We start from the raw sequence: 24,829 nt of genomic DNA, 5'->3' as shown, positions 1-24,829 counted from the left end.
GCCTTGACCCCAGGAGTCTTTCGCCGTGCTTCCACCTGGCACCCAGCGCATCGCCAAGATCCGTCGCGACTACAACAGCTGGGTCGCCGACGAAACCATGGAAGACTACGCCCTGCGTTACACACCAAAGTCCTTTCGCAGATGGTCGGAGCTGCGCATCGCCAACACCGCCCTGGGTGCGGTGTCGTTCCTGGCCCTAGAGGCGATTGGCGGGGTGCTGGCCCTGAGCTACGGCTTCACCAACACCTTCTGGGCGATCCTCGCCGTGAGCCTGATCATCTTCCTCACCGGCCTGCCCGTCAGCTACTACGCCGCCCGCTACGGCGTCGATATGGACCTGTTGACCCGAGGTGCCGGCTTCGGCTACATCGGCTCGACCATCACCTCACTGATCTACGCCAGCTTCACCTTTCTGTTCTTCGCCCTGGAAGCAGCGATCATGGCCCTGGCCTTGGAGCTGTACTTCCATATCCCATTGGCCTTTGCTTATGTGATCTGCTCTGTGCTGGTGATCCCCCTGGTGGCCTATGGGGTGACCCTGATCAGCCGCCTGCAACTCTGGACCCAGCCGTTGTGGCTGGTGCTGCTGGTGCTGCCCTATCTGTTTGTGCTGCTGAAAAACCCCGAGGCCTTCAGCGACTGGACCAGTTTCCAGGGCCGTGATGCCAGCGGCGACTTCAATCTGCTGGCGTTTTGCGCTGCCTGTACCGTGGCCCTGTCCCTGGTGACGCAGATCGGCGAACAGGTCGACTACCTGCGCTTCCTGCCGGAAAAAACCGCGTCCAACCGCAAGCGCTGGTGGGCCGCCCTGCTCTGCGCCGGCCCCGGCTGGATCCTGCCCGGCGCCCTGAAAATGTTCGCTGGCGCCTTCCTGGCGTTTCTCGCCCTGCAACACGAGATCCCCATCGAGCGCGCTACGGAGCCGACCCAGATGTACCTGGTGGCCTTCGGTTATGTGTTCGCCTCGCCGGAATGGGCCCTGGCGGCCATGGTGCTGTTCGTCTTCGTCTCGCAGATGAAGATCAACCTGACCAACGCCTACGCCGGCTCCCTGGCCTGGTCGAACTTTTTCGCCCGGGTCACCCACAGTCACCCCGGCCGCGTAGTTTGGCTGGTGTTCAATGTGGCGATTGCCCTGATGCTGATGGAGCTGGGGGTATTCGACGTCATTGACCAGGTGCTCGGTCTCTACGCCAACATCGCCATCGCCTGGATCGGCTCGGTGGTCGCCGACCTGGTGATCAACAAACCCTTGGGGTTGTCACCGAAATACATCGAGTTCAAGCGCGCTCACCTCTACGACATCAACCCGGTGGGCGTCGGCTCCATGCTGATTGCCTCGCTGCTGTCGGTCCTCGCCCACTTCGGTCTATTTGGTGCGCTGGCCCAGGCCGCCCCGCCCTTCGTCGCCCTCGGCACCTCGCTGGTCATGACCCCGCTGCTGGCCTGGGCCACACGCAGCCGCTATTACATTGCCCGCACCCGCGATCCGCTACTGCTGCAACCGGTGGCACCGAGCACGCTGATCACCTGCGGCCTGTGCAGCAACCCGTTCGAAACCGCCGACATGGCTTTCTGTCCGGCCTACAGCACGCCTATCTGCTCACTTTGCTGTTCGCTGGACGCGCGTTGCGGAGATCGCTGCAAACCTCACGGGCGTCTATCGGCGCAGTTCGAAGCGCTGTTGCATTGGTTGCTGCCCAATGCAACGGTGCCACGCCTGCACACCCGGCTAGTGCATTACCTGGGCCTGCTGCTCGCGCTGATCCTGATGCTCAGCGGCGCTCTGGCGCTGATCTATGGCCAGGCCTCCCAGGGGCTGCCCCACTCGCCGCAAGCCCAGGCGACGCTGTACCAGGCATTTTTCCAGGCCTTCCTGACGCTCTCGGTACTGGCGGCCATCCTCGCCTGGTGGGTCGTTCTGACGCGGGAAAGCCGCCGCGTGGCCCAGGAAGAATCGGACCGCCAGACCCTGCTGCTGATGCAGGAAATCGAAGCCCACCGCTTGACCGACCAGGCCCTGCAAGATGCCAAGGAGGCTTCCGAGGCGGCCAACGCGGCCAAGAGTCGCTACGTCACCGGACTGTCCCACGAACTGCGTACGCCGTTGAACAGCATCCTCGGTTTTACCCAGATCCTGCAGCGCGACGCGGCCATGCCGGAGCAGCATCAGGATGCCCTGGCGACCATCCTGCGCAGCGGCTCGCACCTGCTGTCGCTGATCGACGGCCTGCTCGATGTGGCCAAGATCGAGGCTGGCAAATTGCGCCTGGAGCCGACGGAAATCCCCTTCCCGGAACTGATCCACGATCTGGAGCTGATGTTCACCCCACAAGCACGGGACAAAGGGTTGCGCTTTCGCCTAGAGCTGATCGGCAAGATGCCGGCGGTGGTGCGAGGTGACGAAAAGCGCGTCCGGCAGATCCTCATCAACCTGTTGGGCAATGCGGTCAACTTCACCGACAGCGGCGAAGTCTGCCTGCGGGTCAGTTACATGCGCGAGACGGCAACCTTCGACATCATCGACACGGGTATCGGCATCGACCCCGAGCACATCGAGCGAATCTTCCAGCCTTTCGAACGCGGTGATCTGATGCGCCAGGACAAGGGCGTTGGCCTGGGCCTGACCATTACCCGCATGCTCACCTCGCTGATGGGCGGCGAGTTGCAGGTCAAGAGTCAGCAGGACAAGGGCACCTGTTTCCAGGTGCGCCTGTTTCTCTCGCAAGTACGGGTGCCGCAAGCGGTGATCCATGTCGAACACGACATCATCGGCTACCAGGGGCCGCGGCGTCTGGTGCTGGTAGTGGACGACCATGTGGACCATCGCAAGGTCCTCAGCGGCATGCTTACGCCCCTGGGCTTTGAAGTGGTCCAGGCCAGCAACGGCCAGGAAGCTATTCGCCAGGTCGCCCTGCTGGGGCCGGACCTGATTCTCATGGACCTGTCGATGCCGACGATGGATGGCTGGGAAACCAGCCGGCTGATCCGTCGCAATGCGTTGTCCACGGCACCGATCATCGTGATATCGGCCAATGCCTTTAACGACGAGCGCGAGCGCAGCCTGGCCAGTGTCTGCAACGACTACCTTGCCAAGCCGGTACACACCCCGGAGCTGCTTGAGCGGATCCAGAAACAGCTCGACCTGCGCTGGCTGCGCCGCGAAAAACCAGCCCCTGCGACATTCCCCGAACCGGGGATATTGCCCTCACAGCCTGACCTCATCGCCCTCGGCGAACTCAGCGCCATCGGCTACGTACGCGGTCTGCACGAAAAACTCGACGCCATCCAGGCCGAGACGCCAGCCACCGCCCCTTTCATCAGCTCGCTACGCAAGCTGCTGAAAAATTTTCGCCTGGACGAAATCAACCGCGCCCTCAAGGAGGCAGAAGATGAATGCACTGACCACAGTCGCTGAACCCGGTGTCGTGTTGATTGTGGACGACACCCCGGACAACCTCGCCATGCTCTCCGACGCCCTCAACGATGCCGGCTACATGGTGCTGGTGGCCCTCGACGGGCTCAGCGCCCTGAACCGCATCGAACGCCGGCGTCCAGACCTGATCCTGCTGGATGCGATGATGCCGGGCCTGGACGGCTTCGAGACCTGCCGGCGGATCAAGGAGCAACCGGCCAACGCCGATATTCCAGTGCTGTTCATGACCGCGCTGACGGAAAGCAGGCATGTGGTCCAGGGCTTTGAAGTGGGTGGCAGCGACTACGTGACCAAGCCGATCCAGACCGACGAAGTGCTGGCCCGGGTCGCCGCGCACCTGCGCACCTCGCGCATCCTGCTGTCGGCCCGAGCGGCGTCACAGCCAGCCCCGCCGAGCCTGGACGACGAGCCGGCGCACAGGGTGCTGTCAGCACGCTTTCAGCTCACCGGTCGGGAGGTCGAGGTTCTGCGCTGGGTGGCCTGCGGCAAGACCAACCGCGACATCGGCACCATTCTTGATCTGAGCCCACGCACCGTGAACAAACATCTGGAACATGTGTATGTGAAGTTAGGTGTAGAAACACGCACAGCAGCGACCTCTGTGGCCTTGTCGGCCATGACCGATTCTCGCAACAGTGCTTCAAGGTAAGCCACGATAACCGGACGTATTGTTGGATGAGCACTGGGGCCGTTTTCGTCCATGACAGAACCTGGTGGATGAAGCAGGAACGTTGGAAACGACTCTGGATTTTCAGCCCTGCCATCCAGGCAATGCGGGGGTATTTTTTAGGCATGAAAAAGCCCAACCTTTTCAGATTGGGCTAAGTCATTGAAAAATATGGTCGGGACGGAGTGATTCGAACACTCGACCCCTAGCACCCCATGCTAGTGCGCTACCGGACTGCGCTACGCCCCGACTAGGCGTGAATCTTGTTCCGCTTCTCAACGGAACGCTCAGGAATATATCGCAAGCTTTTGAAAACTGGAAGTATTTAAAGCAGAAATTTTATTTCTTGAGCACCACCAGCACATCTTCAAGCTCGGCGATCATCTGGCGGATCATTTGTTTGTACTGGGTTGTATCGTCCTTGGCCTCATCACCGGAGAGGCGCAGGCGTGCGCCGCCGATGGTGAACCCCTGATCGTAAAGCAGCGCGCGGATCTGCCGGATCATCAGCACGTCTTGTCGCTGATAATACCGGCGGTTTCCGCGGCGCTTGACCGGGTTGAGTTGAGGAAACTCCTGCTCCCAATAGCGCAGCACGTGCGGTTTTACCGCACACAGCTCGCTGACTTCACCAATGGTGAAGTAGCGTTTGCCCGGGATGACGGGTAGTTCGTCGTTATGACTTGGTTCCAGCATAAGCCTCAACTCGGGCCTTCAACTTCTGCCCTGGACGAAAGGTGACCACACGGCGAGCCGTGATCGGGATTTCTTCTCCCGTTTTCGGATTGCGGCCAGGCCGCTGGCGTTTGTCCCGAAGGTCGAAATTGCCGAAACCGGACAATTTGACCTGTTCGTTGTCTTCCAGAGCGTGCCTGATTTCTTCGAAAAACAGTTCGACCAATTCTTTGGCCTCCCGTTTATTCAGGCCCAGCTCCTCATACAGACGTTCCGCCATCTCAGCTTTCGTCAGAGCCCCCATACGTCACTTCCTTAACGTGGCGTTCAACCTGTTTTCGAGCGAGGTGAGGATATTCTGCGTTGCGGTATTCACCTCATCGTCATTAAGAGTGCGCGATGGATGCTGCCAGGTCAAGCCAACTGCAAGGCTTTTTCTATGCGGATCAATGCCTTTACCCTGATACACGTCAAATAGCCTGAGGTCCGTCAGCCATTCGCCTGCATTTTCACGTATTACCTCCAGCACGGCGCTGGATGCAACGTCGCGATCGGCCAGCAACGCAAGGTCACGACGCACTTCAGGAAAGCGCGATAACTCCTGGAATTTCGGCATTTTCCCTTGGGCCACTTCGGCCAGCACCAGCTCGAAAACGAAGACTGGACGATCGAGGCCCAGGGTTTTCGACAGTTCCGGGTGGATGGCGCCGACATAGCCGACTTCACGCCCGTCTCGCTCGATGCGTGCGGTCTGCCCTGGGTGCAGCGCCGGGTGCTTGCCTGGTACGAAAGTGAATGCGTCGAGCGCGCCGGCGAAGCCCAGCACCGCTTCCACGTCAGCCTTGACGTCGAAGAAATCGACGACATCGCGACCTTGCGCCCAGCCTTCCGGCAAGCGACTGCCGCAGACGACACCGGCCAGCATCGGCTCTTGCTTCAAGCCGTCCAGTTGACCGACGAAGCGCAGGCCGCTTTCGAACAGACGAACGCGATCCTGCTGGCGGTTGAGGTTGTGCTGCAGCGACTTGACCAAACCAGGCCACAGCGACGAGCGCATGGCCGCCATGTCGTTGGAGATCGGGTTGGCCAGCAACAGCGGCTCGACACCGGGGCTGAACAGCTCGAACTGGCGTGGATCGATGAAGCTGTAGGTGATCGCTTCCTGATAACCACGGGCCACCAGCAGGCGACGCAGTTCCGGCAGATCGCTGCGGGCTTCGGCCTTGGCTTGCGGGGCCAGGCGCGCTTGCGGGTAGCGAACCGGCAGACGGTTATAGCCATACAGGCGAGCCAGTTCTTCGATCAGGTCGACTTCCAGGCTGATATCGAAGCGATGGCTTGGCACTTCGACGCGCCACTGCCCTGCCCCATCGGCGCTGATGTTCAGGCCGAGGGCGCTGAGCAGGCGTTCGACTTCAGCGGCGTCCATTTCCATACCCAGCATCTGGGTGATGCGCTGGGCACGCAGGTTGACCGGTGCGATCTTGGGCAGGTGCTGTTCGCTGACGGTCTCGATGATCGGGCCGGCTTCGCCGCCAGTGATCTCCAGCAGCAGGCCAGTGGCGCGCTCCATGGCTTCACGGGCCAGCTGCCAGTCCACGCCACGCTCGTAGCGGTGCGAGGCGTCGGTGTGCAGGCCATAGGAACGCGCCTTGCCAGCGACGGCGATCTGGTCGAAGAACGCGCTTTCCAGGAATACATCGCGGGTCGTGGCGGATACGCCACTGTGCTCGCCGCCCATTACGCCAGCAATCGCCAAGGCGCGGGTGTGGTCGGCAATCACCAGGGTGTCGCTGCGCAGGGTCACTTCCTGACCGTCGAGCAGCACCAGCTTTTCACCCTCTTCGGCCATGCGCACGCGGATGCCGCCATTGATTTCGGCGAGATCGAACGCATGCAGCGGTTGACCCAGCTCCAGCATCACATAGTTGGTGATGTCGACGGCGGCGTCGATGCTGCGCACGTCGGCGCGACGCAGGCGCTCGACCATCCACAGCGGTGTTGGCTTGGACAGGTCGACGTTACGGATCACGCGACCCAGGTAACGCGGGCATGCCGCCGGCGCCAGGACGTCAATCGAACGCACTTCGTCATGCACCGCCGGCACGGCCGCGACCACCGGACGCGTCACGGGGGCGGCATACAACGCACCGACTTCGCGGGCCAGGCCGGCCAGGGACAGGCAGTCGCCACGGTTCGGCGTCAGGTCGACCTCGATGCTCGCATCGTCCAGGCCCAGGTACTCACGGATGTCCTGGCCCACCGGCGCATCAACCGGCAGTTCCATCAGGCCATCGTTGCCTTCGCCGATCTGCAGTTCGGCCTGGGAGCACAACATGCCGTTGGACTCGACGCCACGCAGCTTGGCTTTCTTGATCTTGAAGTCGCCCGGCAGTTCGGCACCGATCATGGCGAACGGGATCTTCAGGCCTGGACGCACGTTAGGTGCGCCGCAGACCACCTGGAAAGTCTCCGCGCCATTGCTGACCTGGCAAACCCGCAATTTGTCAGCGTCCGGGTGCTGCTCGGTGCTCAATACCTCACCCACCACTACGCCGCTGAATTCGCCGGCGGCCGGCGTGACGCTATCGACCTCAAGACCGGCCATCGACAGGCGAGCAACCAGCTCGTCCCGACTTACCTGCGGGCTTACCCAGCCGCGCAGCCATTGTTCACTGAATTTCATCCTGTTCTCCTAATAAATTCGTTACCACGACCTAGCGAAATTGCGCAAGGAACCGCAAGTCGTTGTCGAAGAACAGGCGCAAGTCATTCACACCGTAACGCAGCATGGCCAGGCGCTCGACGCCCATGCCGAAAGCAAAGCCCGAGAACTCTTCCGGATCGATCCCGGACATACGCAGCACGTTCGGATGAACCATGCCGCAGCCCATGACTTCCAGCCAGCCAGTCTGCTTGCAGACGCGGCAGCCTTTGCCGCTGCACATCACGCATTCCATGTCGACTTCAGCGGAGGGCTCGGTGAACGGGAAGTACGAAGGGCGGAAACGCACCGCCAGTTCTTTTTCGAAGAACACCCGCAGGAACTCTTCGATCGTGCCTTTCAGGTCGGCGAAATTGATGTCGCGATCAACCAGCAGGCCTTCGACCTGGTGGAACATCGGCGAGTGGGTGATATCGGAGTCGCTGCGGTACACACGGCCTGGGCAGACGATGCGGATCGGCGGCTGCTGCGATTCCATGGTGCGGACCTGTACCGGCGAGGTATGGGTGCGCAACAGCATGTTCGCATTGAAATAGAAGGTGTCATGCATCGACCGGGCCGGGTGATGGCCTGGGATGTTGAGTGCCTCGAAGTTGTGGTAGTCGTCTTCGACCTCAGGGCCTTCGGCAATGCCGTAGCCGATGTGGGTGAAGAACTGCTCGATGCGTTCCAGGGTCCGGGTCACCGGATGCAAGCCACCGGAAGTCTGGCCACGGCCAGGCAGAGTCACGTCGATGGACTCGGCGGCGAGCTTGGCAGCCAGATCCGCCTCCTCGAACAACGCCTTGCGCGCATTGAGGACTTCTGTGACACGCTCCTTGGCAACGTTGATCAGCGCACCGACCTGCGGACGCTCTTCGGCTGGCAGGTTCCCCAGGGTCTTCATCACCTGAGTCAACTCGCCCTTCTTGCCAAGGTAGTGAACCCGGATTTGCTCCAGGGCATTGATATCTTCAGCGCTTTGCACAGCCTCTAGTGCTTGAGCGACCAGCGCGTCCAGGTTTTCCATGTACAGACTCCAGATACAAAATAGGGGAAGAGCTTTAAGGCTCTTCCCCTATTTATGACGTTTGGCACCTGGGCCCACAGAGGTGGGCCCTGGTGACTGCCGGGGGTACTTAAGCCAAGGTGGCTTTAGCTTTCTCGACAATCGCAGCAAACGCCGCTTTTTCGTTCACTGCCAGATCAGCCAGAACCTTACGGTCGATCTCGATGGACGCTTTTTTCAGGCCAGCGATGAAACGGCTGTAGGACAGACCGTTAACACGAGCACCAGCGTTGATACGAGCGATCCACAGAGCGCGGAACTGACGTTTTTTCTGACGACGGTCACGGTAGGCGTATTGGCCTGCCTTGATTACCGCTTGCTTGGCAACACGGAATACGCGGGAGCGCGCGCCGTAGTAGCCTTTAGCAAGTTTCAGAATTTTTTTGTGACGCTTACGGGCAATGACGCCACGCTTTACACGAGCCATGAGTTACTTCCTCTATTCTTGATCCAAAAATTAACGAAGGCGCAGCATGCGCTCGACTTTTGCCACGTCAGACGGATGCAGCAAGCTGCTACCGCGCAGTTGACGCTTACGCTTGGTCGACATTTTGGTCAGGATGTGGCTCTTGAAAGCGTGCTTGTGCTTGATACCGTTAGCAGTTTTCAGAAACCGCTTAGCAGCACCACTTTTGGTTTTCATCTTTGGCATGTTCGGATACTCCGCATTCAGTTGATAAACATAATCGCAAGGCCTGCCGTGCCCTGGTGATTACTTCTTCTTTTTCGGGGCGATGACCATGATCAGCTGGCGTCCTTCCATCTTAGGATGCTGTTCGACCGAACCGTACTCGAGCAGGTCTTGTTCAACCCGCTTGAGGAGTTCCATCCCCAGCTCCTGGTGGGCCATCTCACGGCCGCGGAATCGCAAGGATACCTTGGCCCTGTCCCCATCACTCAGGAAACGTACCAGGTTGCGCAGTTTTACCTGGTAATCCCCTTCCTCCGTCCCTGGACGAAACTTGATTTCTTTTACCTGAATCTGCTTCTGGTTTTTCTTCGCCGCGGCAATCTGCTTCTTCTTCTCGAAGATCGACTTGCCGTAGTCCATCACCCGGCAAACCGGTGGGACTGCGTCCGCGGAAATTTCTACCAGATCAAGCTTTGCTTCTTCAGCAATACGAAGCGCTTCATCAATCGAGACGATGCCAATCTGCTCGCCGTCAGCGCCAATTAACCGAACCTCGCGTGCCGAGATATTCTCGTTGATCGGGGCTTTCGGTGCAGCTCGTTTATCTTGTCTCATTTCACGCTTAATAATAATTACTCCAAATCTGGGCGACCACGCCGGGAAACCGCTTGCGCGAGGAACTCAGCGAATTCGGCGACGGGCATCGAGCCCAGGTCAGCACCTTCACGAGTACGCACAGCGACAGTCTGCATCTCGACCTCCCGATCTCCAATAACCAAGAGAAAGGGAACCTTGAGCAAAGTATGCTCGCGGATTTTAAAGCCGATCTTTTCATTTCTCAAGTCGGACTTGGCACGAAATCCGCTTTGGTTGAGAGTTTTTTCGACTTCAGCGGCAAAATCTGCCTGTTTATCAGTGATATTCATGATCACTGCCTGGGTCGGTGCCAGCCACGCAGGGAACGCACCCTCGTAGTGTTCGATCAGAATCCCGACGAAACGCTCGAACGAACCGAGGATCGCGCGGTGAAGCATGACCGGGTGCTTGCGGCTGTTGTCTTCGGACACGTATTCGGCGCCCAGACGGATCGGCAGGTTAAAATCGAGCTGCAGGGTACCACACTGCCAGACGCGACCGAGGCAATCTTTCAGCGAGAACTCGATCTTCGGACCGTAGAAGGCCCCCTCGCCCGGCTGCAGGTCATACGCAAGGCCCGCGCTATCGAGGGCGGCGGCCAGGGCCGCTTCGGCGCGATCCCACAGCTCGTCGGAGCCGACGCGTTTTTCCGGACGAGTGGACAGCTTCATCTCGACCTCGGTGAAGCCGAAGTCCCGGTAGACGTCCATGGTCAGCTTGATGAAGGCGGCGGATTCGGCCTGCATCTGCTCTTCGGTGCAGAAGATGTGCGCATCGTCCTGGGTAAACGCACGCACGCGCATGATGCCATGCAGCGCACCCGACGGCTCGTTGCGGTGGCAGGCACCGAACTCGGCCAGGCGCATTGGCAGCTCGCGGTAGCTTTTCAGGCCCTGGTTGAACACCTGCACGTGGCACGGGCAGTTCATCGGCTTGATGGCGTAGTCGCGGTTTTCCGACTGAGTGGTGAACATGTTGTCGGCGTAGTTGGCCCAGTGCCCGGATTTCTCCCACAGGCTGCGGTCGACCACTTGTGGCGTCTTGATCTCCAGGTAGCCGTTCTCACGCTGGACCTGGCGCATGTACTGCTCGAGCACCTGGTACAGGGTCCAGCCGTTCGGGTGCCAGAACACCATGCCCGGGGACTCTTCCTGGGTATGGAACAGGCCCAGGCGCTTGCCGATCTTGCGGTGATCGCGCTTTTCGGCTTCTTCGATGCGCTGGATGTAGGCCGCCAGTTGCTTCTTGTCCGCCCAGGCAGTGCCGTAGACGCGCTGCAACTGCTCGTTCTTCGCATCGCCACGCCAGTAGGCGCCGGACAGCTTGGTCAGCTTGAAGGATTTGAGGAAACGCGTGTTCGGCACGTGCGGACCGCGGCACATGTCGACGTATTCTTCGTGGTAGTACAGGCCCATGGCCTGCTCGTCCGGCATGTCTTCCACCAGACGCAGCTTGTAGTCCTCGCCACGGGCCTTGAAGACTTCGATGACTTCAGCGCGCGGGGTGACTTTCTTGATGACGTCGTAATCTTTCTCGATCAGCTGCTGCATGCGCTGTTCGATGGCGGCCATGTCGTCCGGCGTGAAAGGACGCTCGAAGGCGATGTCGTAATAGAAGCCTTCGTCGATGACCGGCCCGATGACCATCTTCGCGCTCGGGTACAGTTGCTTGACCGCGTGGCCAACCAAGTGCGCGCAGGAGTGGCGAATGATCTCCAGCCCCTCTTCATCCTTGGGCGTGATGATTTGCAGCGTGGCGTCGCTGTCGATGACGTCACTGGCGTCGACCAGTTTGCCGTTGACCTTGCCAGCCAGGGTCGCCTTGGCCAGGCCCGCGCCGATGGATGCGGCGACCTCGGCTACGGAAACCGGGTGATCGAACGAACGTTGACTGCCGTCGGGAAGAGTAATAGTTGGCATGGCGCCTCCTCTCCTAGTGGTGACCCCTACCAAAGGTCACGTGGGTTGGGATGAGCCAGTACAAGATCCAGTCCAGGCCATTCAATGACGAACGCCTGCCTTACAGCGGCAGGAGCCTTGCGGCCAACCGGGAAAACCGAACCAGAGTGACTGGGATTCAAATCAGGGTTATTCGGACTCTTTGCCACCGGGACGAACGAGCATCCACAGCCTGGAAATAGCCGAGCCCGGCATGCTAGCACAGATGAACGGTCATCGATGCACAAGGCTGTCACAGGAAGGCAAATCGTCTGCTTTTATGCCAGAGTGCTGAACTTGATCGGCCCTAGAGCCCTCGAATCACAGAACATCGACCCAGAAGGAGCATCCCCGCATGCGTCTCAATACCCTGTTCGCCGTAGTCGCCCCCATTGTTCTGCTGCTGCCTTTGAGTGCCCACGCTGACTGGCCGAAGGGCGAGCGGGATAAATACATGGCCCAGTGCACCCAGGCAGCGACCCCGCAGATTGGCGCGGCGGCGGCGAAATCCCACTGCGCCTGTGGCGCCGACGCCATCAAGTCCTACCCGGCGAGTGATATCCAGGCGCTGATGGACAACAAGGCCACCCCCCAATTGCAGCAAAAAGCCCTCGGCGAGATCGCCAAATGCAAGGCCAATGCGCCTGCGAAAAAGTGAATAACTGGAGCCTTTGATGCCGCCCGGGGCTGGTAAAAGGCCAAAAAAAGCGCTTTTTCGTACTATTTATGCAGGTTTTACAGCTTTTTTTATCGTCTTTACTTTCGGCTCAAAGCCTTTAAAACCGGGCCTTTCAGCGGGTAAAGGCGATAAAGTAAACACGACTGATTGGCAAACAGCGCCTGCGGGGGGCTCCCAAATCGAACATTTCGACTATGATACCCGGGTGTGCCCAGTTGGCCTGAGCAGCACAGTACACTGAAAATATATGTTTCTTGGAGATACACCATGTCTAATCGCCAAACCGGCACCGTTAAATGGTTCAACGATGAAAAAGGCTTCGGCTTCATCACTCCTCAAGGTGGCGGTGACGACCTGTTCGTACACTTCAAAGCTATCGAAAGCGACGGTTTCAAAAGCCTGAAAGAAGGCCAGACCGTTTCCTTCGTGGCTGAGAAAGGCCAAAAGGGTATGCAAGCTGCACAGGTTCGCCCAGAGTAATTTCTCGGCGCACAAAAAAACCCCGTCCATGTGACGGGGTTTTTTATGGGCGATCGAAAAGCGTCAATCAGCCACAGTTCACCCGGTTGATCACCAGGTCGGCATCGGTATTGAGGTTCAGGCGATCGGAGCGGTACTCGAGCGTGACCATGTCGTTGGGCTTGAGGATCCGGGCATTCTGCGCGCCGGCGCGGGTACGGGCCTGCTCCAGCAACTGTGGCGAGGCCTTCTTGCCAATGGCGAACTCGGCGGCCTTTGCTTCGCAGCGGCTGTGACCGGTCTCGGCCGCCACAGGTTCGGGGGTCGATTCAGAGGTGCTGCTGCAACCGCTCAAGAACATGGCGGCCAGCAAAGTACTCAATGACGCGAGCTTCCAAGGCATGAAGCCTCCTTTTTTCGATGAATAAACAGAGAACGTGCGACAGCCCAAACGGCGCTTGGTTTCAACACCGCAGGCCTCAGCCAGGGGAAAGCTGGCAGTTTGCCTGAGCCCGTTCCCGCTGTTCAGGCCTGAATCGTGACTGGATATGAACACGGCTCAATAAACGTCAATGTAATCGAAGGGCGGATTGGGCCAGTTGTCCTTCAGCGCGTTGTAGATCTGCATGACCCAGACCTCGTCGCTGGCAGCGACCCGGCCGACGTACCCCGAGCCCTTCGCCCAAGTTTCGAGCCGAAACCGCAAACCATCGATGTCAACGCCACCGACCACACCCGAGGACAAATAGGCAATGCCACCCTTGGTCACGCGCAGTTGGGTATGCTCGTCGTCACTGGCCGAGGCCAGCAACTGACGAACCGCCTCGACGGTCAGGCCATCAGGAGCGTTCAAATCTATCTGCACGGCGAAGCTCCTTTGAAAAATAAAGGAACAAGTGTCGCACAGCCCTCCCCCAATGCCTAAGTCGCAGTGCCAAATCCCGGGCAAAAATGTTTAACTCAGCCTACAGACCTTCAACTCGCGAGCCCGACCATGAGTACCGTCAGTATCGAAGCCACCATCAATGCCAAATGGTCGGAGGGCCACAGTTCCTATAGCCCGGGCAGCCCGGAGGAACTGGCAATCATCTGCATAGAATTGTTGGTGAAAGAGTTGGGGATAGAAGTCGCCCGCAACTTCATCCAGCAGACATTCGAGCGCTACCCGAGCATCGTCGACGCCGTGGATTGAGGTACGCGCCCGCGGGTCCAGCCAGGGGCGCGCTATAGCCAGGCAGATTACTTCAGGCGCGCCAGGCGCTCGGTCAGCAAGTCAAAGAACCCCTGGGCATCGCCGTTTTCCACCCAGAACGCGTTCTTCGGCGCTTTCAGGCCATCGTACCAGTCGACGATGGTCTGCCCGAACGTCGGGCCCTCGCGACTGTCCACCACGACATTGACTGAACGACCAGTGAACAATTGCGGCTTGAGCAGGTAGGCAATCACGGTCGCGTCATGCACCGGCCCGCCCGTCATGCCGTAGTGCTCCATGTCGCCCTTGACGTATTCGTTGAGGATATCGCCCACCAGCTTGCTGGCATTGTTGTTCAGCGCCGCGATCTGCTTCAGGCGCGCCTCGCTGGTGAGAATCTTGTGGGTCACATCCAACGGCAGGTAGGTCAGCTTCACGCCGCTCTTGGCCACCACCTCGGCCGCCTGCGGATCAGCGAACAGATTGAACTCAGCCACCGGGGTGATATTGCCGCCGTTGAAGTGCGCACCGCCCATGATCACCACTTCCTTGATGCCCTGGACAATGTCCGGTTCCTGGACCAACGCCAGCGCCAGGTTGGTCTGCGGCCCCAGCATGGCAATGGTGATGCTGTGGGGCTTGGCCGCCTTCAGCGTGTCGATCAGGTAGTTGACGGCATTGCCTTCGGCGAGCCCCTTCTTCGGCTCGTGCACCGTGACACCCGACAGGCCTTCCTTGCCATGGATGTTTTCTGCGTAGATGGGCGTGCGCATCAAAGGTTTCGGCGCACCGGCATAGACCGGCACGTCTTCGCGCCCCGCCCACTCACGGGTCAGGCGAGCGTTGCGCGAGGTCTTGTCCAGGCGCACATTGCCGGCGACGGTGGTCAGCGCACGGATATGCAGTTCCTCGGGCGACGCCAGGGCGAACAGCAGCGCCACCACGTCGTCGGCGCCTGGGTCGGTGTCGATGATCAGGTCGATCTTTTCCGCCGCCTGGGCGCTCGTTGCAGTGATCAATGACAAAAGCAGCAGACTCCGGATCAGTTGATGCATTTTCTCAGCATAGCGGTGCATGGCGCACTCCTTGTGCAGGGTTGAACAGGGTTAGAACGTCACTCCAGCGACCAGCACGATATTGCAGTACGGCGAGCATTCGCCTGTACGAATGATCGCCCGTGCCTGTCGGCTGATGACCTTGAATTGCTCATGGCTGACCAACGCCCGCTCACCCAACGCCCCCTCGGCATTCAGCGTCTCCAGGGTTGCCAGGGCCAACGGCTGCTTGTCGAGGATCTCCTCGGCCAGGACATGGCTTTCCACCTGCATTTCGCTGAGCACCACCTTCAAGGTGCTGACAAAGTCAGGAATGCCATGGGTCAGGGCCAGGTCAATCAATTCGACCTGGGGCGGCACGGGCAGGCCGGCATCACCGATGACCACCTTGTCGCCATGGCCGAGGGAAGCGATCAGTCGGGACAGTGCCACATTCAATAACGGCGTCTTTTTCATGATTTGAAAGCCTGTACTTCCAGCAACGTGGGGATTGAAGGTTGCGCGCCGGCGCGGGTGACCGACAGCGCGGCAGCGACCTGGCCGAAACGAATCGCATCGACCTCGCTTTTGCCGCTGGCCAAGGCTGCCGCGAAGCCGCCGACAAAGGTATCCCCGGCGGCCGTGGTATCCACGGCCTTGACCCGCGGGGCCGGGAAATGCTCGAAGCTGGCGCCGTTGGCGAACATCAGCCCCTGGGCCCCCAGGGTGACGATCACCTTGCCGGCACCGGCGGCGATCAAATGCGCTGCGGCGGCCTCTGCGGTTTCCAGGGAATCCACCGCCAGCCCGCTCAGCACCGCGGCTTCGCTCTCATTGGGAATCAGGTAGTCGATGCAGGCATACCAGTCGGCGGGCAACGCATGGGAAGCCGGCGCCGGGTTGAGGATGACGATTTTGCCCAACTCCCGCCCGCGCTTGAGGGCATGGCCGACGGTGGCATCCGGCACTTCGAGCTGGCAGATGATGACATCGGCGCTTTGCAGTACCTCATCGACACCGTCCAGGACCTCGGCGGTGAGCGCTCCGTTGGCACCGGCGACGATAACGATCGCATTCTGGCTGTTGTCGTCGACGACAATCAGTGCCACGCCGCTGGAACCCTGCTCCACGCGGACCGCCTGGCAGTCGATGCCCTCGGCCAGCAACGCGCCGCGTAATTGTTCGCCATAGGCATCGTCGCCCACGCAGCCGACCATCGACACCTGCGCCCCCAGGCGCGCGGCGGCTACCGCCTGGTTGGCGCCCTTGCCCCCCGGGATGGTCGCGAACGACTCGCCGATCAGCGTTTCACCGCCACGGGGCAAGCGCGGCGCCCGGGTCACCAGGTCCATATTCAGACTGCCTATTACCACTACTTTTGCTGGCATACATCACTACTCATCAATTCGGTTCAGCGGTATTGGGCGAATGTACCGGACAGCGGTGCAGTCGACTCTCGCAAGACAATACTCGGCGTCACGATCCGCTGGTCGGTGGCAAGGCCCGGCGTAGCGATACGCCGCAGCAGCACTTCGGCCGCCATCTCCCCGAGCTGCAGGATCGACTGCCCCACCGTGGTCAACGCCGGGTAGACATAGCGGCTCATCTGGATGTCATCGAAACCGATGACCGACAGTTCGCTGGGCACGCGCACATTGCGTTCAGCCGCGGCGCGCAGTACACCGATGCCGATCATGTCGTTGGCCGCGAAGATCGCGCTGGGCGGCAGCTGTTCAAGCAGTTGCGCAGCGGCGCGGTAACCGCCGGTACTGGTGAAATCGCTTTCGAGCATGCGCTCGACGGGCAGCTCGATCCCGGCCTCTTTCAGCGCCCGGCAGTAACCGGCCAGGCGCATCTGCGCCACGCTGGTATCGGCCGGGCCGCCGATGAAGGCGATGTCGTGGTGACCCAACTCCAGCAGGTGCCGGGTCGCCAGGTAGGCGCCGTATTCATGATCGATGCGCACCAGGTCCGCGTCGACGCCATCGAGCCCGCGGTCGACGATCACCATGGGCGTGCGCACGCTGGCCAGGCCCTCGGCCAGGCCGACATCGCCTCCGGCGGACGCGAAGATCAGGCCATCGATGCGTTTTTCCAGCAGCACCCGCAGGTAGCTGCGTTGCTTGTCCGGGTTGTCGTCGGAGTTGCACAGGATCACGCAATAGCCGTTGCGCTCACAGTAATCCTCGATACCCCGGGCCAACTCGGCAAAGTAAGGGTTGAGGCTGTTGGGCACCAACAGGCCGATGGTCGCCGTGGTCTTGGCCTTGAGCGACCGGGCCACGGCACTGGGCACATAGTCCAGGCGCTCGATGGCCGCCTCGACCTTGAGTCGCACTTCTTCGCTGACCGGCCGCGTCTTGTTAACCACGTGGGACACGGTGGTGTAGGAAATCCCCGCGAGCGCTGCTACATCCTTGATCGTCGCCATGGTTCAGCCCCGCCGACTGGCGCGCTGACTGCGATAGGTATCGAGCACGACCGCCACCACGATCACCGCACCGGTGATGATGCGCTTGGTCGGCTCGGTAGCGCCGATCTGTGCCAGACCCGCCGCCAGCACGGAGATGATCAACACGCCAAAGAAGGTACTGATGACCGAGCCTCGCCCACCCATCAGGCTGGTACCGCCGATGACCACCGCCGCGATCACCTGCAGTTCCAGCCCCGAGCCAGCGTTCGGGTCCGCGGCCTCCAGGCGGGAAATCTGGAACAACGCCGCCACGCCGGCCAGCAAGCCCATCAGGCTGAACACCAGGATCTTGTAGGGCTTTGGATTGATGCCGGCCAGGCGCACGGCTTCTTCATTGGTGCCGATGCCGATCAGGTAGCGACCGAACACCGTGCGGGTCAGCACCGCCTGGGCAATGAAGATCACCAGCAAGGCGATGATGAACGAAGGCGAGATACCAAAGGCGATGGGGTTGGACAGCCAGGCGAACGAGTCGCCGATGTAGGCGGTCCGGGAACCGGTCATCTGGTACGCCAGGCCCCGGGCCATTTCCAGCACGCCGAGGGAGACGATGAACGATGGAATCCGCCACGCAACGGTGATCGAACCGGTGACCGTACCCGCCAGCGCTGCCACGGCCATGCCGAGCAAGGCCGACGGCCAGACGCTCCAGCCCCAGCCGAGCACGGCCACACTGACCGTCGAGGCCGCCAGTGCCAGCACCGAGCCTACCGACAGGTCGATGCCGCCGATGATCAGGATGAACGTCATGCCGACCGCCAGCACCATCAGGTCGGGAATCTGGTTGGCCAAGGTGCTGAACGTGTCATAGGACAGGAAATGGCTGCTCAGGGTTGAGAACAGCGCGACCATGGCCAGCAGTGCGCCGGCCAGGCCCAGGTAGGTCCCGAGGCCATAGAAGTTGCCACTCGATTTGCCGACGGCAGATGCGGTTTTCATGAAAAATCCCTAGGCGCTGCTTCGTTGAGCAACGCATCACGTTTCTGGTAGCCGGCGAATGCGGCGGCAAGCAAGTCATCCTGGGTCCAGCTGTCGCGCTCGAAGGTGTCGATCAGGCGCCCGGCGGACAGCACGCCGATTCGGTCGCAGATCAACATCAGTTCCCGCAGATCACTGGACACCACGACCAGCGCCTTGCCCTGGCGAGTCAACTCGCCGAGCAGCGCATAAATGTCGAATTTGGCGCCGACGTCGATGCCACGGGTCGGCTCGTCGAACAGCATGACCGCGCAATCGCGTTCGAGCCAACGACCGATCACGACTTTCTGCTGGTTGCCGCCCGACAGCTCGGACACCAACTGGGTCGGGCTGGAACTGCGGATGCGCATGGCATCGACCTGGCGCTGCGCCAAGGCCAGTTCGGCGCTGCCGTTGACCAGGCCAGCGCTGGAAATCTCCGGCATGTTACCCAGGGCAATGTTGGCGGCGATGGACTGCGTCAGCAGCAAGCCTTCGCCCTTGCGGTCTTCGGTGATCAACGCGATGCCATGGGCCACCGCATCGGACGGCGAGCGAATGCTCACCACCCGGGCCGGCGAACCCAGCGCCACCGTGCCGCTGTCGGCCGGATCGGCACCGAAGATCAGCCGCAACAGTTCGGTGCGCCCTGCCCCGATCAGGCCGGAGATGCCGAAGATCTCGCCACTGCGGACTTCGAAGGACACGTCGCGGACCTTGTCGGAACGGGTCAGGCCTTTAACGGTCAACGCCGGCGCGCCGATCTGGCGAGGGCCAAGGTCGATATGCTCGCCCAGCTCCCGGCCGACCATCAGGGTCACCAGTTGCTCGCTGTCGTAGTTGGCCATCGGCTCGACGCAGACCAGGTTGCCATCGCGCAGTACCGCAATGCGCTGGGCGACCCGCGCCAGTTCTTCGAGACGATGGGAAATGTAGATGATCGACACGCCACGCGCCTGCAAGCGGGTGATCTGCTCAAAGAGCATTTCGACTTCGCGGGCCGTCAGCATGGCGGTCGGTTCATCGAGAATCAGCACATGGCAATCGCCAATCAGGTTGCGGGCGATCTCGACCATCTGTTGGTGACCGATCCCCAGCTCGCCGACCAGCGTGTCGGGATCGATCGCATCGAGCCCCACCTGGGCCATGGCCTCGATGGCCGCCTTGCGCAATTGCTTGCGACTGATCCAGCCGCCGTGGCTGGGCAGGTTGTCGAGGAACAGGTTTTCAGCCACGGACAGGGTCGGCAGCAGGTTGAGTTCCTGCATCACCATGCGCACGCCCAGCTCTTCAGCCTGGGTCCGGCTGCCAGGACGATAATCCTGCCCCTGAAATTGCATCTGCCCGGTCGTCGGCGTCACCAGCCCGCCGATGATCTTGGACAGGGTGCTTTTGCCGGCGCCATTTTCACCGGTCAGCGCCAGCACTTCACCGCGCATCAACGTCAGGTTGATATCGGTCAGTACCGGCTGGGCATAGGTCTTGCCGATACCGCTGACGCACAGGACAGCGTTCGGGTCGCGAACGGACATAACAAACTCTCCAATGCGCTCGCCCGGATGGGCGAGCACCGTTGTGGCGCCAGGATTACGGCTTGGTCACCAGCTCGACCGGAGTTTCGATAACGCCGTTGGTACCGCTGTCGACTTTTTCGCCCTTGAGCATCTTCAGCGCTGTTTCGATGCCGAACACGGCCTGCTTGGCGGCGAACTGGTCGGCAGTCGCCAGGACACGACCGTCCTTGAGCATTGGCTTGATGGCATTGATGTTGTCGTAGCCGACCACCTGTACTTTGCCCGCCTTGCCCGCCGCGCGCACGGCCGATACGGCACCGACCGCCATGCTGTCGTTACCGGCCAGCAGTGCCTTGATGTTCGGGTATTCGCTGAGCATCGACGCGGCAACCTGGTTGCCCTTGTTGATTTCCCAGTCGCCGGATTGCAGGGACACGACCTTGACCTGCGCCGCCTCCATCGCATCCTTGAAGCCCGCGGTGCGTGCCTGGGCGTTGGTGGTGGTGGAGACACCTTCGATGATGCCGACTTCGTCACCGGCCTTGAGTTGCTTGGCCAGGTATTCGCCCACCAGTCGCGCGCCCTTGCGGTTATCAGGGCCTACGAACGGTACGTTGATGTTCTTGCTCTTGACCACGGCCGGATCGAGTTGGTTATCGATGTTGATGACCGTGATGCCGGCATCCACGGCTTTCTTGATCACCGGCACCATGGCCTTGGAGTCCGCTGGCGCGATGATCAGGGCATCGACCTTGGACACGATCATCTGCTCGACGATGCGGATCTGGTTGGCGGTGTCGGTTTCATCCTTGATCCCGTTGGAGATCAGGTCGAAATCGGCGGAGTGTTCCTTCTGATAAGCCTTGGCGCCGTCTTCCATGGTCAGGAAGAATTCGTTGGCCAGGGATTTCATGACCAGGGCAACCTTGGGCTTTTCTGCGGTCTGGGCGAATGCCGAGGAGATAGGCAGCGCAGCGGATGCGGCCGCGAGCATGGCAACAGCGAGAAGGCGTCCAGCGAATGGCAACTTCATGGGTTCACTCCGATCTTATGATTATTGTGAGCAAATCAATGCACGGAACGCCGCGCAAACGTTTGCGTGAAGTGAACTATGGTAAGGCTTCGCAGATTTGTCAACGTTGCGGTTTGACCCGCAACGTCGAAACTCAGACCGTCGTATTGACCACCGAACCCGAACCGCTGCCCTTGGACAACTCCGTGACCAGGTGGCCGGTGACTTCCAGCAAAGCGCCACTGGTATCGGCGATCTGCCCCTGGACTGCCATGACCGCAGAAGCCTTGGCTTCCTCCGTGGCATAGTCGCGCGCCTCTGCGGCGGCCAGTTGCTGTTGCTGCTCCCTGAGCTGCTGCTGAAGTTCTTGCATCCGCTTGAGCAGCACCTGGACCGCCACGCTCTGGGTGCTGCCACCCTCCTGCGCCTGGTCGGTTGCTTCAGCGCCAGCGCCCATGCCCGTGCGGACCTTGCCCGAGGTTTGCGTTGTACCCAGGGCCTCATCGGCGGCCTGGTCTTCTGCCTCGCTCAAAGCCTTCAGGGTGGCGGCGGATTTTCCGCCGATGGTCACCGCTGCCGCATTGGGAAAGCCGATGGAAAACGACATGTCAAAACTCCATGAAGGGGGGATTCCTACGAAGGTCATCGCCCGCCGAAGTCGTTTCTTTAGCGCCCACTGAAACCCATCGATAGCTTCGTCACCCTGAGCGGCAACGCCTGTGTACATCAGCCGATAAAAAATTCCTTTTTCCCACACCAAAACGAAAAAAGTGCTGTCAGACGATCTTCTTGAATTTTAAGTAGTTGCGTAAATGCCTACGGTTAAATACTGTATGCCCGTACAGCTTAATAAGGATAATCCTGTGGCCACCCCCTCCGCTGCAACTACCCCCTTAGATTCCTATACACGACTCGGCCTCCGGGTCTCGAAAATCATCAACGCCCCCACCGCGCAAAAAGCCAAGGCCGCCCTGATCTTCCGTCTGCCCGACGAGCCGGTGGATGAGTGGGAGCGCCTCCTGGAAGAAATCGACGAGAACGACAACGTGACCCTCGCCTATCGCGACGATGGTGGTGTGCAGGTTTTCTGGGTTGTGCCGAAGGAAGATTGAGCCTGATGAGTGTTCGCTGTTTAGCTTTTTTGCTTGTGTTCATCGCCATGGGCGCACAAGCCGGTGCCCCGCGCACCTTCAACGAAGCCAAGAAAATCGCCTGGAAACTCTATGCCCCACAATCCACCGAGTTCTACTGTGGCTGCAAATACACCGGCAATCGCGTGAACCTGGCCGCCTGCGGTTACGTACCGCGCAAGAATGCCAGCCGTGCCGCCCGCATCGAGTGGGAGCATATCGTCCCGGCCTGGCAGATCGGCCATCAGCGTCAATGTTGGCAAGAAGGTGGCCGCAAAAACTGCACCCGCTATGATCCAGTCTATCAACGGGCCGAGGCCGACCTGCACAACCTGGTGCCGAGCATCGGGGAAGTGAATGGCGATCGCAGCAATTTCAGTTTTGGCTGGTTGCCGGAGCAAAAGGGCCAATACGGCTCATGCCTGACCCAGGTGGATTTCAAGGCCAAGAAGGTCATGCCCCGCCCCTCCATCCGGGGGATGATCGCCCGGACCTATTTCTACATGAGCAAGCAATATGGCCTGCGCCTGTCGAAACAGGACCGGCGTCTGTATGAAGCCTGGGACAAGACCTACCCGGTCGAAAGCTGGGAACGCCAGCGCAACCAGAGCGTGGCGTGCGTCATGGGACGAGGGAACGAGTTCGTGGGACCGGTGGACATGAAGGCCTGCGGTTGACCTCGCACTTGTGAACAGCACAAAACCAACAACTGTGGGAGCGAGCTTGCTCGCGATAGGGACAGGCCAGTCAACACCAACGCTGGCTGATCCACCGCTATCGCGAGCAAGCTTGCTCCCACAGGTTTTGGGGCTTGGCTGACTTTTTGGGCTGCCCGATTATTGAGCCGTCGGGTAATCCACCACCAACGTCTCGATGTTGCGCTTCTTCGCCCGGACCAGGGCGGCCGTGACCTGCTCCTGCTTGGCTTGGGCTTCGGCCTCGGAGCTGAAAGGGCCGACCAGGACGCGCTCCTTGCCGTTCTCCCGCACCACGTTCGACATGAAGCTGTGCTCGATGAGCCAACCGGTCAGGTCGCTGACAGCCTGCGGTGTCTCGCCACGAACCTCGACGGCCCACTGCGGCGCGGCAGCGACGGCCGGTGCGGAGGTGGCGGCGGGTTTCGGCTTCGGTGCTTCGACGTCACGCCCTTCACCGCATCCTGCCAGCACCAATACCGCGATAACCCAAGCCAATTTACGCACAACGTTTCCCCTGGAAGACATGAGACATGGATTTTAGCACCCGTGCCTCTCAAGATCGCCGCAAACAATGCTCAAAACACGAGAATCCTGCCCGGCGTCTCTGTATAGTCGCACCCTGGGAATTAATGCTGCATCTGCACGTCAGAAAGAGGCACCCACATTGTGACACTTAGCACTAATCTATAAGCAGTACCGACATCTGCACTGTCTGAATCAGGTGCCCTATAAAGCAATCAAGGAGAACACCATGCTGATACTCACCCGCAAAGTCGGTGAAAGCATAAACATTGGTGACGACATCACGATCACCATTCTGGGCGTTAGCGGCCAACAAGTACGGATCGGCATCAACGCCCCGAAAAACGTTGCGGTGCATCGTGAAGAGATCTATCAGCGTATTCAGGCCGGCCTTACCGCCCCTGACAAGCCGCAAACTCCCTGAACATTGCAGCAGTCCGCAGCCAGCCCGTTTGCATCGTCGCAATGGCTGGCTAAAGATTCTGGCCGACTGCGCCGCACCCTGCCCCACCCCGCCTTCTTTCGCCCCGCCCGTGAATCGATACTAATGGCATGGCGCTTGGCATGGCTGTCAGACGTTTCGTTTTAATGATGACGAAGCAGGCGTTCGCGGCCGGTCAGCCCAAGCCCACGCCGCGCGCCATGCCTGTGGCGGCGACGACCATCAAGATCAGCAACAAGGCTTCGATGTGGCTGATCCGTGCAAGTCGGCCGGCTTTCGAAGGATCGATCGCCCTCCCTTTGCCCAGTGCCATCCGCCATTTGATCAGGGCAATCATCGGCACGATCTCTAGCAGCAGAATCAGCAGCAGCAACGTCATCTTCAAGTGAAAAAGCGGTTGATGCAGGTAATAGTCCGTGCCTTTTTCATACCCGCCGAAAGCGCGCATCCCCCCGGTCACCAACAGCACCAGGGCCGACAGGCCCCACAGGTTGTCAGCAACCAAGACACCCCGCACCGCGTCCACACCGCCCGCCAGGCGCCGTAGCGCCGTGCCGCGCGTCAGCACCGCCCAGAATCCGAGGGCGAACGCCAGCAGATGAGTTGCCGCAAGAGACCAATGAGCCAACATGGAAGACTCCTGACAGTGGGAACGTCGAATCGACCAGACAGTACTAGCTCATAAAGGAATGGTTGCCAGGCTGAGCACAAAAAAACTGTGGGATCTTCAATGTATGTGATGCCTGTGAACCGCTCAAAAAACTGTGGGAGCGAGCTTGCTCGCGATGGCAATCTTTCATTCAACATTATCGTTGACTGATTCGACGCTATCGCGAGCAAGCTCGCTCCCACAATTGGATGAACACCACTGGCCCTGTGGGAGCGGGCTTGCCCGCGAAGACGGAGGCTTATTCAACATCTCAGTGACAGAGACACCGCTTTCGCGAGCAAGCCCGCTCCCA

At 60.1% G+C, this 24,829-nt stretch carries 29 protein-coding genes and 1 tRNA gene; 9 read left to right on the top strand and 21 right to left on the bottom strand.

The features are described 5' to 3' along the window. Positions 1-25: 25 nt before the first annotated feature. Positions 26-3,418, top strand: a complete 3,393-nt coding sequence (locus IB266_RS03140) for an ATP-binding protein (protein ID WP_192260075.1) — start codon at positions 26-28, stop codon at positions 3,416-3,418. Further along, positions 3,393-4,085 (top strand): response regulator, encoded by a 693-nt coding sequence (locus IB266_RS03135; protein WP_092144399.1) that lies wholly within the window; start codon positions 3,393-3,395, stop codon positions 4,083-4,085. The genes IB266_RS03140 and IB266_RS03135 overlap by 26 nt, the downstream gene beginning before the upstream one ends. A gap of 190 nt (positions 4,086-4,275) precedes the next feature. Here IB266_RS03135 and IB266_RS03130 read toward each other — a convergent pair. From IB266_RS03130 to thrS, 9 genes are all read right to left on the bottom strand, one after another. Continuing rightward, a tRNA-Pro gene (locus IB266_RS03130) sits at positions 4,276-4,352 on the bottom strand. Positions 4,353-4,442: 90 nt separating this feature from the next. Beyond that, a complete protein-coding gene (locus IB266_RS03125) occupies positions 4,443-4,799 on the bottom strand; it encodes a MerR family transcriptional regulator (protein ID WP_003179985.1) in 357 nt (118 codons plus the stop codon). Continuing rightward, positions 4,780-5,082 (bottom strand): integration host factor subunit alpha, encoded by a 303-nt coding sequence (ihfA, locus tag IB266_RS03120; protein ID WP_002553164.1) that lies wholly within the window; start codon positions 5,080-5,082, stop codon positions 4,780-4,782. The genes IB266_RS03125 and ihfA overlap by 20 nt, the downstream gene beginning before the upstream one ends. 3 nt (positions 5,083-5,085) lie before the next feature. Beyond that, positions 5,086-7,464 carry a phenylalanine--tRNA ligase subunit beta gene (gene pheT, locus IB266_RS03115; protein WP_192260074.1) on the bottom strand — a complete coding sequence of 793 codons (2,379 nt, stop codon included), beginning with the start codon at positions 7,462-7,464 and terminating at the stop codon, positions 5,086-5,088. A 31-nt stretch (positions 7,465-7,495) separates the two neighbouring features. After that, the gene (gene pheS / locus IB266_RS03110; RefSeq protein ID WP_003203624.1) at positions 7,496-8,512 is read right to left on the bottom strand and encodes a phenylalanine--tRNA ligase subunit alpha; all 1,017 of its coding nucleotides are present in this window, start codon (positions 8,510-8,512) and stop codon (positions 7,496-7,498) included. Between the two features lie 109 nt (positions 8,513-8,621). Next, complete coding sequence (rplT, locus tag IB266_RS03105; RefSeq protein WP_002553161.1) at positions 8,622-8,978, bottom strand: 50S ribosomal protein L20; 357 nt, start codon at positions 8,976-8,978, stop codon at positions 8,622-8,624. A gap of 30 nt (positions 8,979-9,008) precedes the next feature. Further along, a complete protein-coding gene (rpmI, locus tag IB266_RS03100) occupies positions 9,009-9,203 on the bottom strand; it encodes a 50S ribosomal protein L35 (protein WP_002553160.1) in 195 nt (64 codons plus the stop codon). 60 nt (positions 9,204-9,263) lie between these two features. Beyond that, the gene (gene infC, locus IB266_RS03095) at positions 9,264-9,815 is read right to left on the bottom strand and encodes a translation initiation factor IF-3 (protein WP_169432615.1); all 552 of its coding nucleotides are present in this window, start codon (positions 9,813-9,815) and stop codon (positions 9,264-9,266) included. Next, positions 9,815-11,737 (bottom strand): threonine--tRNA ligase, encoded by a 1,923-nt coding sequence (thrS, locus tag IB266_RS03090; protein WP_014337550.1) that lies wholly within the window; start codon positions 11,735-11,737, stop codon positions 9,815-9,817. The genes infC and thrS overlap by 1 nt, the downstream gene beginning before the upstream one ends. A 373-nt stretch (positions 11,738-12,110) precedes the next feature. On the opposite strand from thrS, the gene IB266_RS03085 reads away from it, so the two are divergent. Genes IB266_RS03085 through IB266_RS03075 form a run of 3 tightly spaced genes read left to right on the top strand, consistent with a single transcriptional unit; the run spans position 12,111 to position 12,914 of the window. Next, positions 12,111-12,413, top strand: a complete 303-nt coding sequence (locus IB266_RS03085) for a hypothetical protein (protein WP_060738176.1) — start codon at positions 12,111-12,113, stop codon at positions 12,411-12,413. 16 nt (positions 12,414-12,429) lie between these two features. Next, positions 12,430-12,675, top strand: coding sequence for a hypothetical protein (locus IB266_RS03080; RefSeq protein WP_192260073.1), 246 nt, complete (start codon positions 12,430-12,432; stop codon positions 12,673-12,675). A 26-nt stretch (positions 12,676-12,701) separates the two neighbouring features. Then, entirely contained in the window at positions 12,702-12,914 is a 213-nt protein-coding gene (locus IB266_RS03075; RefSeq protein ID WP_003179963.1) for a cold-shock protein, read from the top strand. A 67-nt stretch (positions 12,915-12,981) separates the two neighbouring features. On the opposite strand, the gene IB266_RS03070 is transcribed toward IB266_RS03075, so the two are convergent. Together IB266_RS03070 and IB266_RS03065 are read right to left on the bottom strand one after the other, a co-directional pair. Next, positions 12,982-13,296 (bottom strand): I78 family peptidase inhibitor, encoded by a 315-nt coding sequence (locus IB266_RS03070; protein ID WP_192260072.1) that lies wholly within the window; start codon positions 13,294-13,296, stop codon positions 12,982-12,984. Between the two features lie 156 nt (positions 13,297-13,452). After that, entirely contained in the window at positions 13,453-13,758 is a 306-nt protein-coding gene (locus IB266_RS03065; protein ID WP_192260071.1) for a hypothetical protein, read from the bottom strand. 129 nt (positions 13,759-13,887) lie between these two features. Here IB266_RS03065 and IB266_RS03060 point away from each other — a divergent pair, with 129 nt between their 5' ends. After that, the gene (locus IB266_RS03060) at positions 13,888-14,085 is read left to right on the top strand and encodes a hypothetical protein (RefSeq protein ID WP_072405216.1); all 198 of its coding nucleotides are present in this window, start codon (positions 13,888-13,890) and stop codon (positions 14,083-14,085) included. Between the two features lie 47 nt (positions 14,086-14,132). Here IB266_RS03060 and IB266_RS03055 read toward each other — a convergent pair whose 3' ends face one another. The 8 genes from IB266_RS03055 to IB266_RS03020 all read right to left on the bottom strand — a co-directional run bounded on the left by IB266_RS03055 (position 14,133) and on the right by IB266_RS03020 (position 21,682). Beyond that, positions 14,133-15,161, bottom strand: a complete 1,029-nt coding sequence (locus IB266_RS03055; RefSeq protein WP_192260070.1) for a nucleoside hydrolase — start codon at positions 15,159-15,161, stop codon at positions 14,133-14,135. A 30-nt stretch (positions 15,162-15,191) separates the two neighbouring features. Next, positions 15,192-15,596, bottom strand: a complete 405-nt coding sequence (gene rbsD / locus IB266_RS03050; protein ID WP_060738181.1) for a D-ribose pyranase — start codon at positions 15,594-15,596, stop codon at positions 15,192-15,194. Beyond that, positions 15,593-16,507: a ribokinase gene (rbsK, locus tag IB266_RS03045; protein WP_192260069.1), complete on the bottom strand. Its 915-nt coding sequence runs from the start codon at positions 16,505-16,507 to the stop codon at positions 15,593-15,595. Before rbsK ends, rbsD begins: the two co-directional genes overlap by 4 nt. A gap of 23 nt (positions 16,508-16,530) precedes the next feature. Beyond that, positions 16,531-17,550, bottom strand: coding sequence for a LacI family DNA-binding transcriptional regulator (locus IB266_RS03040; protein ID WP_092175792.1), 1,020 nt, complete (start codon positions 17,548-17,550; stop codon positions 16,531-16,533). Between the two features lie 3 nt (positions 17,551-17,553). Further along, on the bottom strand, positions 17,554-18,531 hold the full coding sequence (locus IB266_RS03035; RefSeq protein WP_060738184.1) for an ABC transporter permease: 978 nt from the start codon (positions 18,529-18,531) through the stop codon (positions 17,554-17,556). Beyond that, positions 18,528-20,081 (bottom strand): sugar ABC transporter ATP-binding protein, encoded by a 1,554-nt coding sequence (locus tag IB266_RS03030; protein ID WP_072405219.1) that lies wholly within the window; start codon positions 20,079-20,081, stop codon positions 18,528-18,530. The genes IB266_RS03035 and IB266_RS03030 overlap by 4 nt, the downstream gene beginning before the upstream one ends. 55 nt (positions 20,082-20,136) lie before the next feature. Next, entirely contained in the window at positions 20,137-21,096 is a 960-nt protein-coding gene (locus IB266_RS03025) for a sugar ABC transporter substrate-binding protein (protein ID WP_060738186.1), read from the bottom strand. 133 nt (positions 21,097-21,229) lie between these two features. After that, positions 21,230-21,682, bottom strand: coding sequence for a hypothetical protein (locus tag IB266_RS03020; protein ID WP_192260067.1), 453 nt, complete (start codon positions 21,680-21,682; stop codon positions 21,230-21,232). 205 nt (positions 21,683-21,887) lie between these two features. Here IB266_RS03020 and IB266_RS03015 point away from each other — a divergent pair, with 205 nt between their 5' ends. Both IB266_RS03015 and IB266_RS03010 read left to right on the top strand, forming a co-directional pair. Further along, on the top strand, positions 21,888-22,187 hold the full coding sequence (locus IB266_RS03015; protein ID WP_053121397.1) for a DUF1654 domain-containing protein: 300 nt from the start codon (positions 21,888-21,890) through the stop codon (positions 22,185-22,187). Between the two features lie 5 nt (positions 22,188-22,192). Next, positions 22,193-22,882 (top strand): endonuclease, encoded by a 690-nt coding sequence (locus IB266_RS03010; protein ID WP_060738188.1) that lies wholly within the window; start codon positions 22,193-22,195, stop codon positions 22,880-22,882. 159 nt (positions 22,883-23,041) lie between these two features. On the opposite strand, the gene IB266_RS03005 is transcribed toward IB266_RS03010, so the two are convergent. Next, a complete protein-coding gene (locus IB266_RS03005; protein ID WP_092199037.1) occupies positions 23,042-23,407 on the bottom strand; it encodes a penicillin-binding protein activator LpoB in 366 nt (121 codons plus the stop codon). 247 nt (positions 23,408-23,654) lie between these two features. On the opposite strand from IB266_RS03005, the gene csrA reads away from it, so the two are divergent. Then, complete coding sequence (gene csrA / locus IB266_RS03000) at positions 23,655-23,849, top strand: carbon storage regulator CsrA (RefSeq protein WP_003179932.1); 195 nt, start codon at positions 23,655-23,657, stop codon at positions 23,847-23,849. A gap of 193 nt (positions 23,850-24,042) precedes the next feature. On the opposite strand, the gene IB266_RS02995 is transcribed toward csrA, so the two are convergent. Next, entirely contained in the window at positions 24,043-24,498 is a 456-nt protein-coding gene (locus IB266_RS02995; protein ID WP_192260065.1) for a DUF2214 family protein, read from the bottom strand. Positions 24,499-24,829: the final 331 nt, after the last annotated feature.

The organism is Pseudomonas sp. Pdm06 (assembly GCF_014851795.1).
GTDB lineage: Bacteria > Pseudomonadota > Gammaproteobacteria > Pseudomonadales > Pseudomonadaceae > Aquipseudomonas > Aquipseudomonas fluorescens_AA.
The sequence above is the reverse complement of the archived record's forward strand: the minus strand, read 5'-3'. Positions and strand labels throughout refer to the sequence as shown.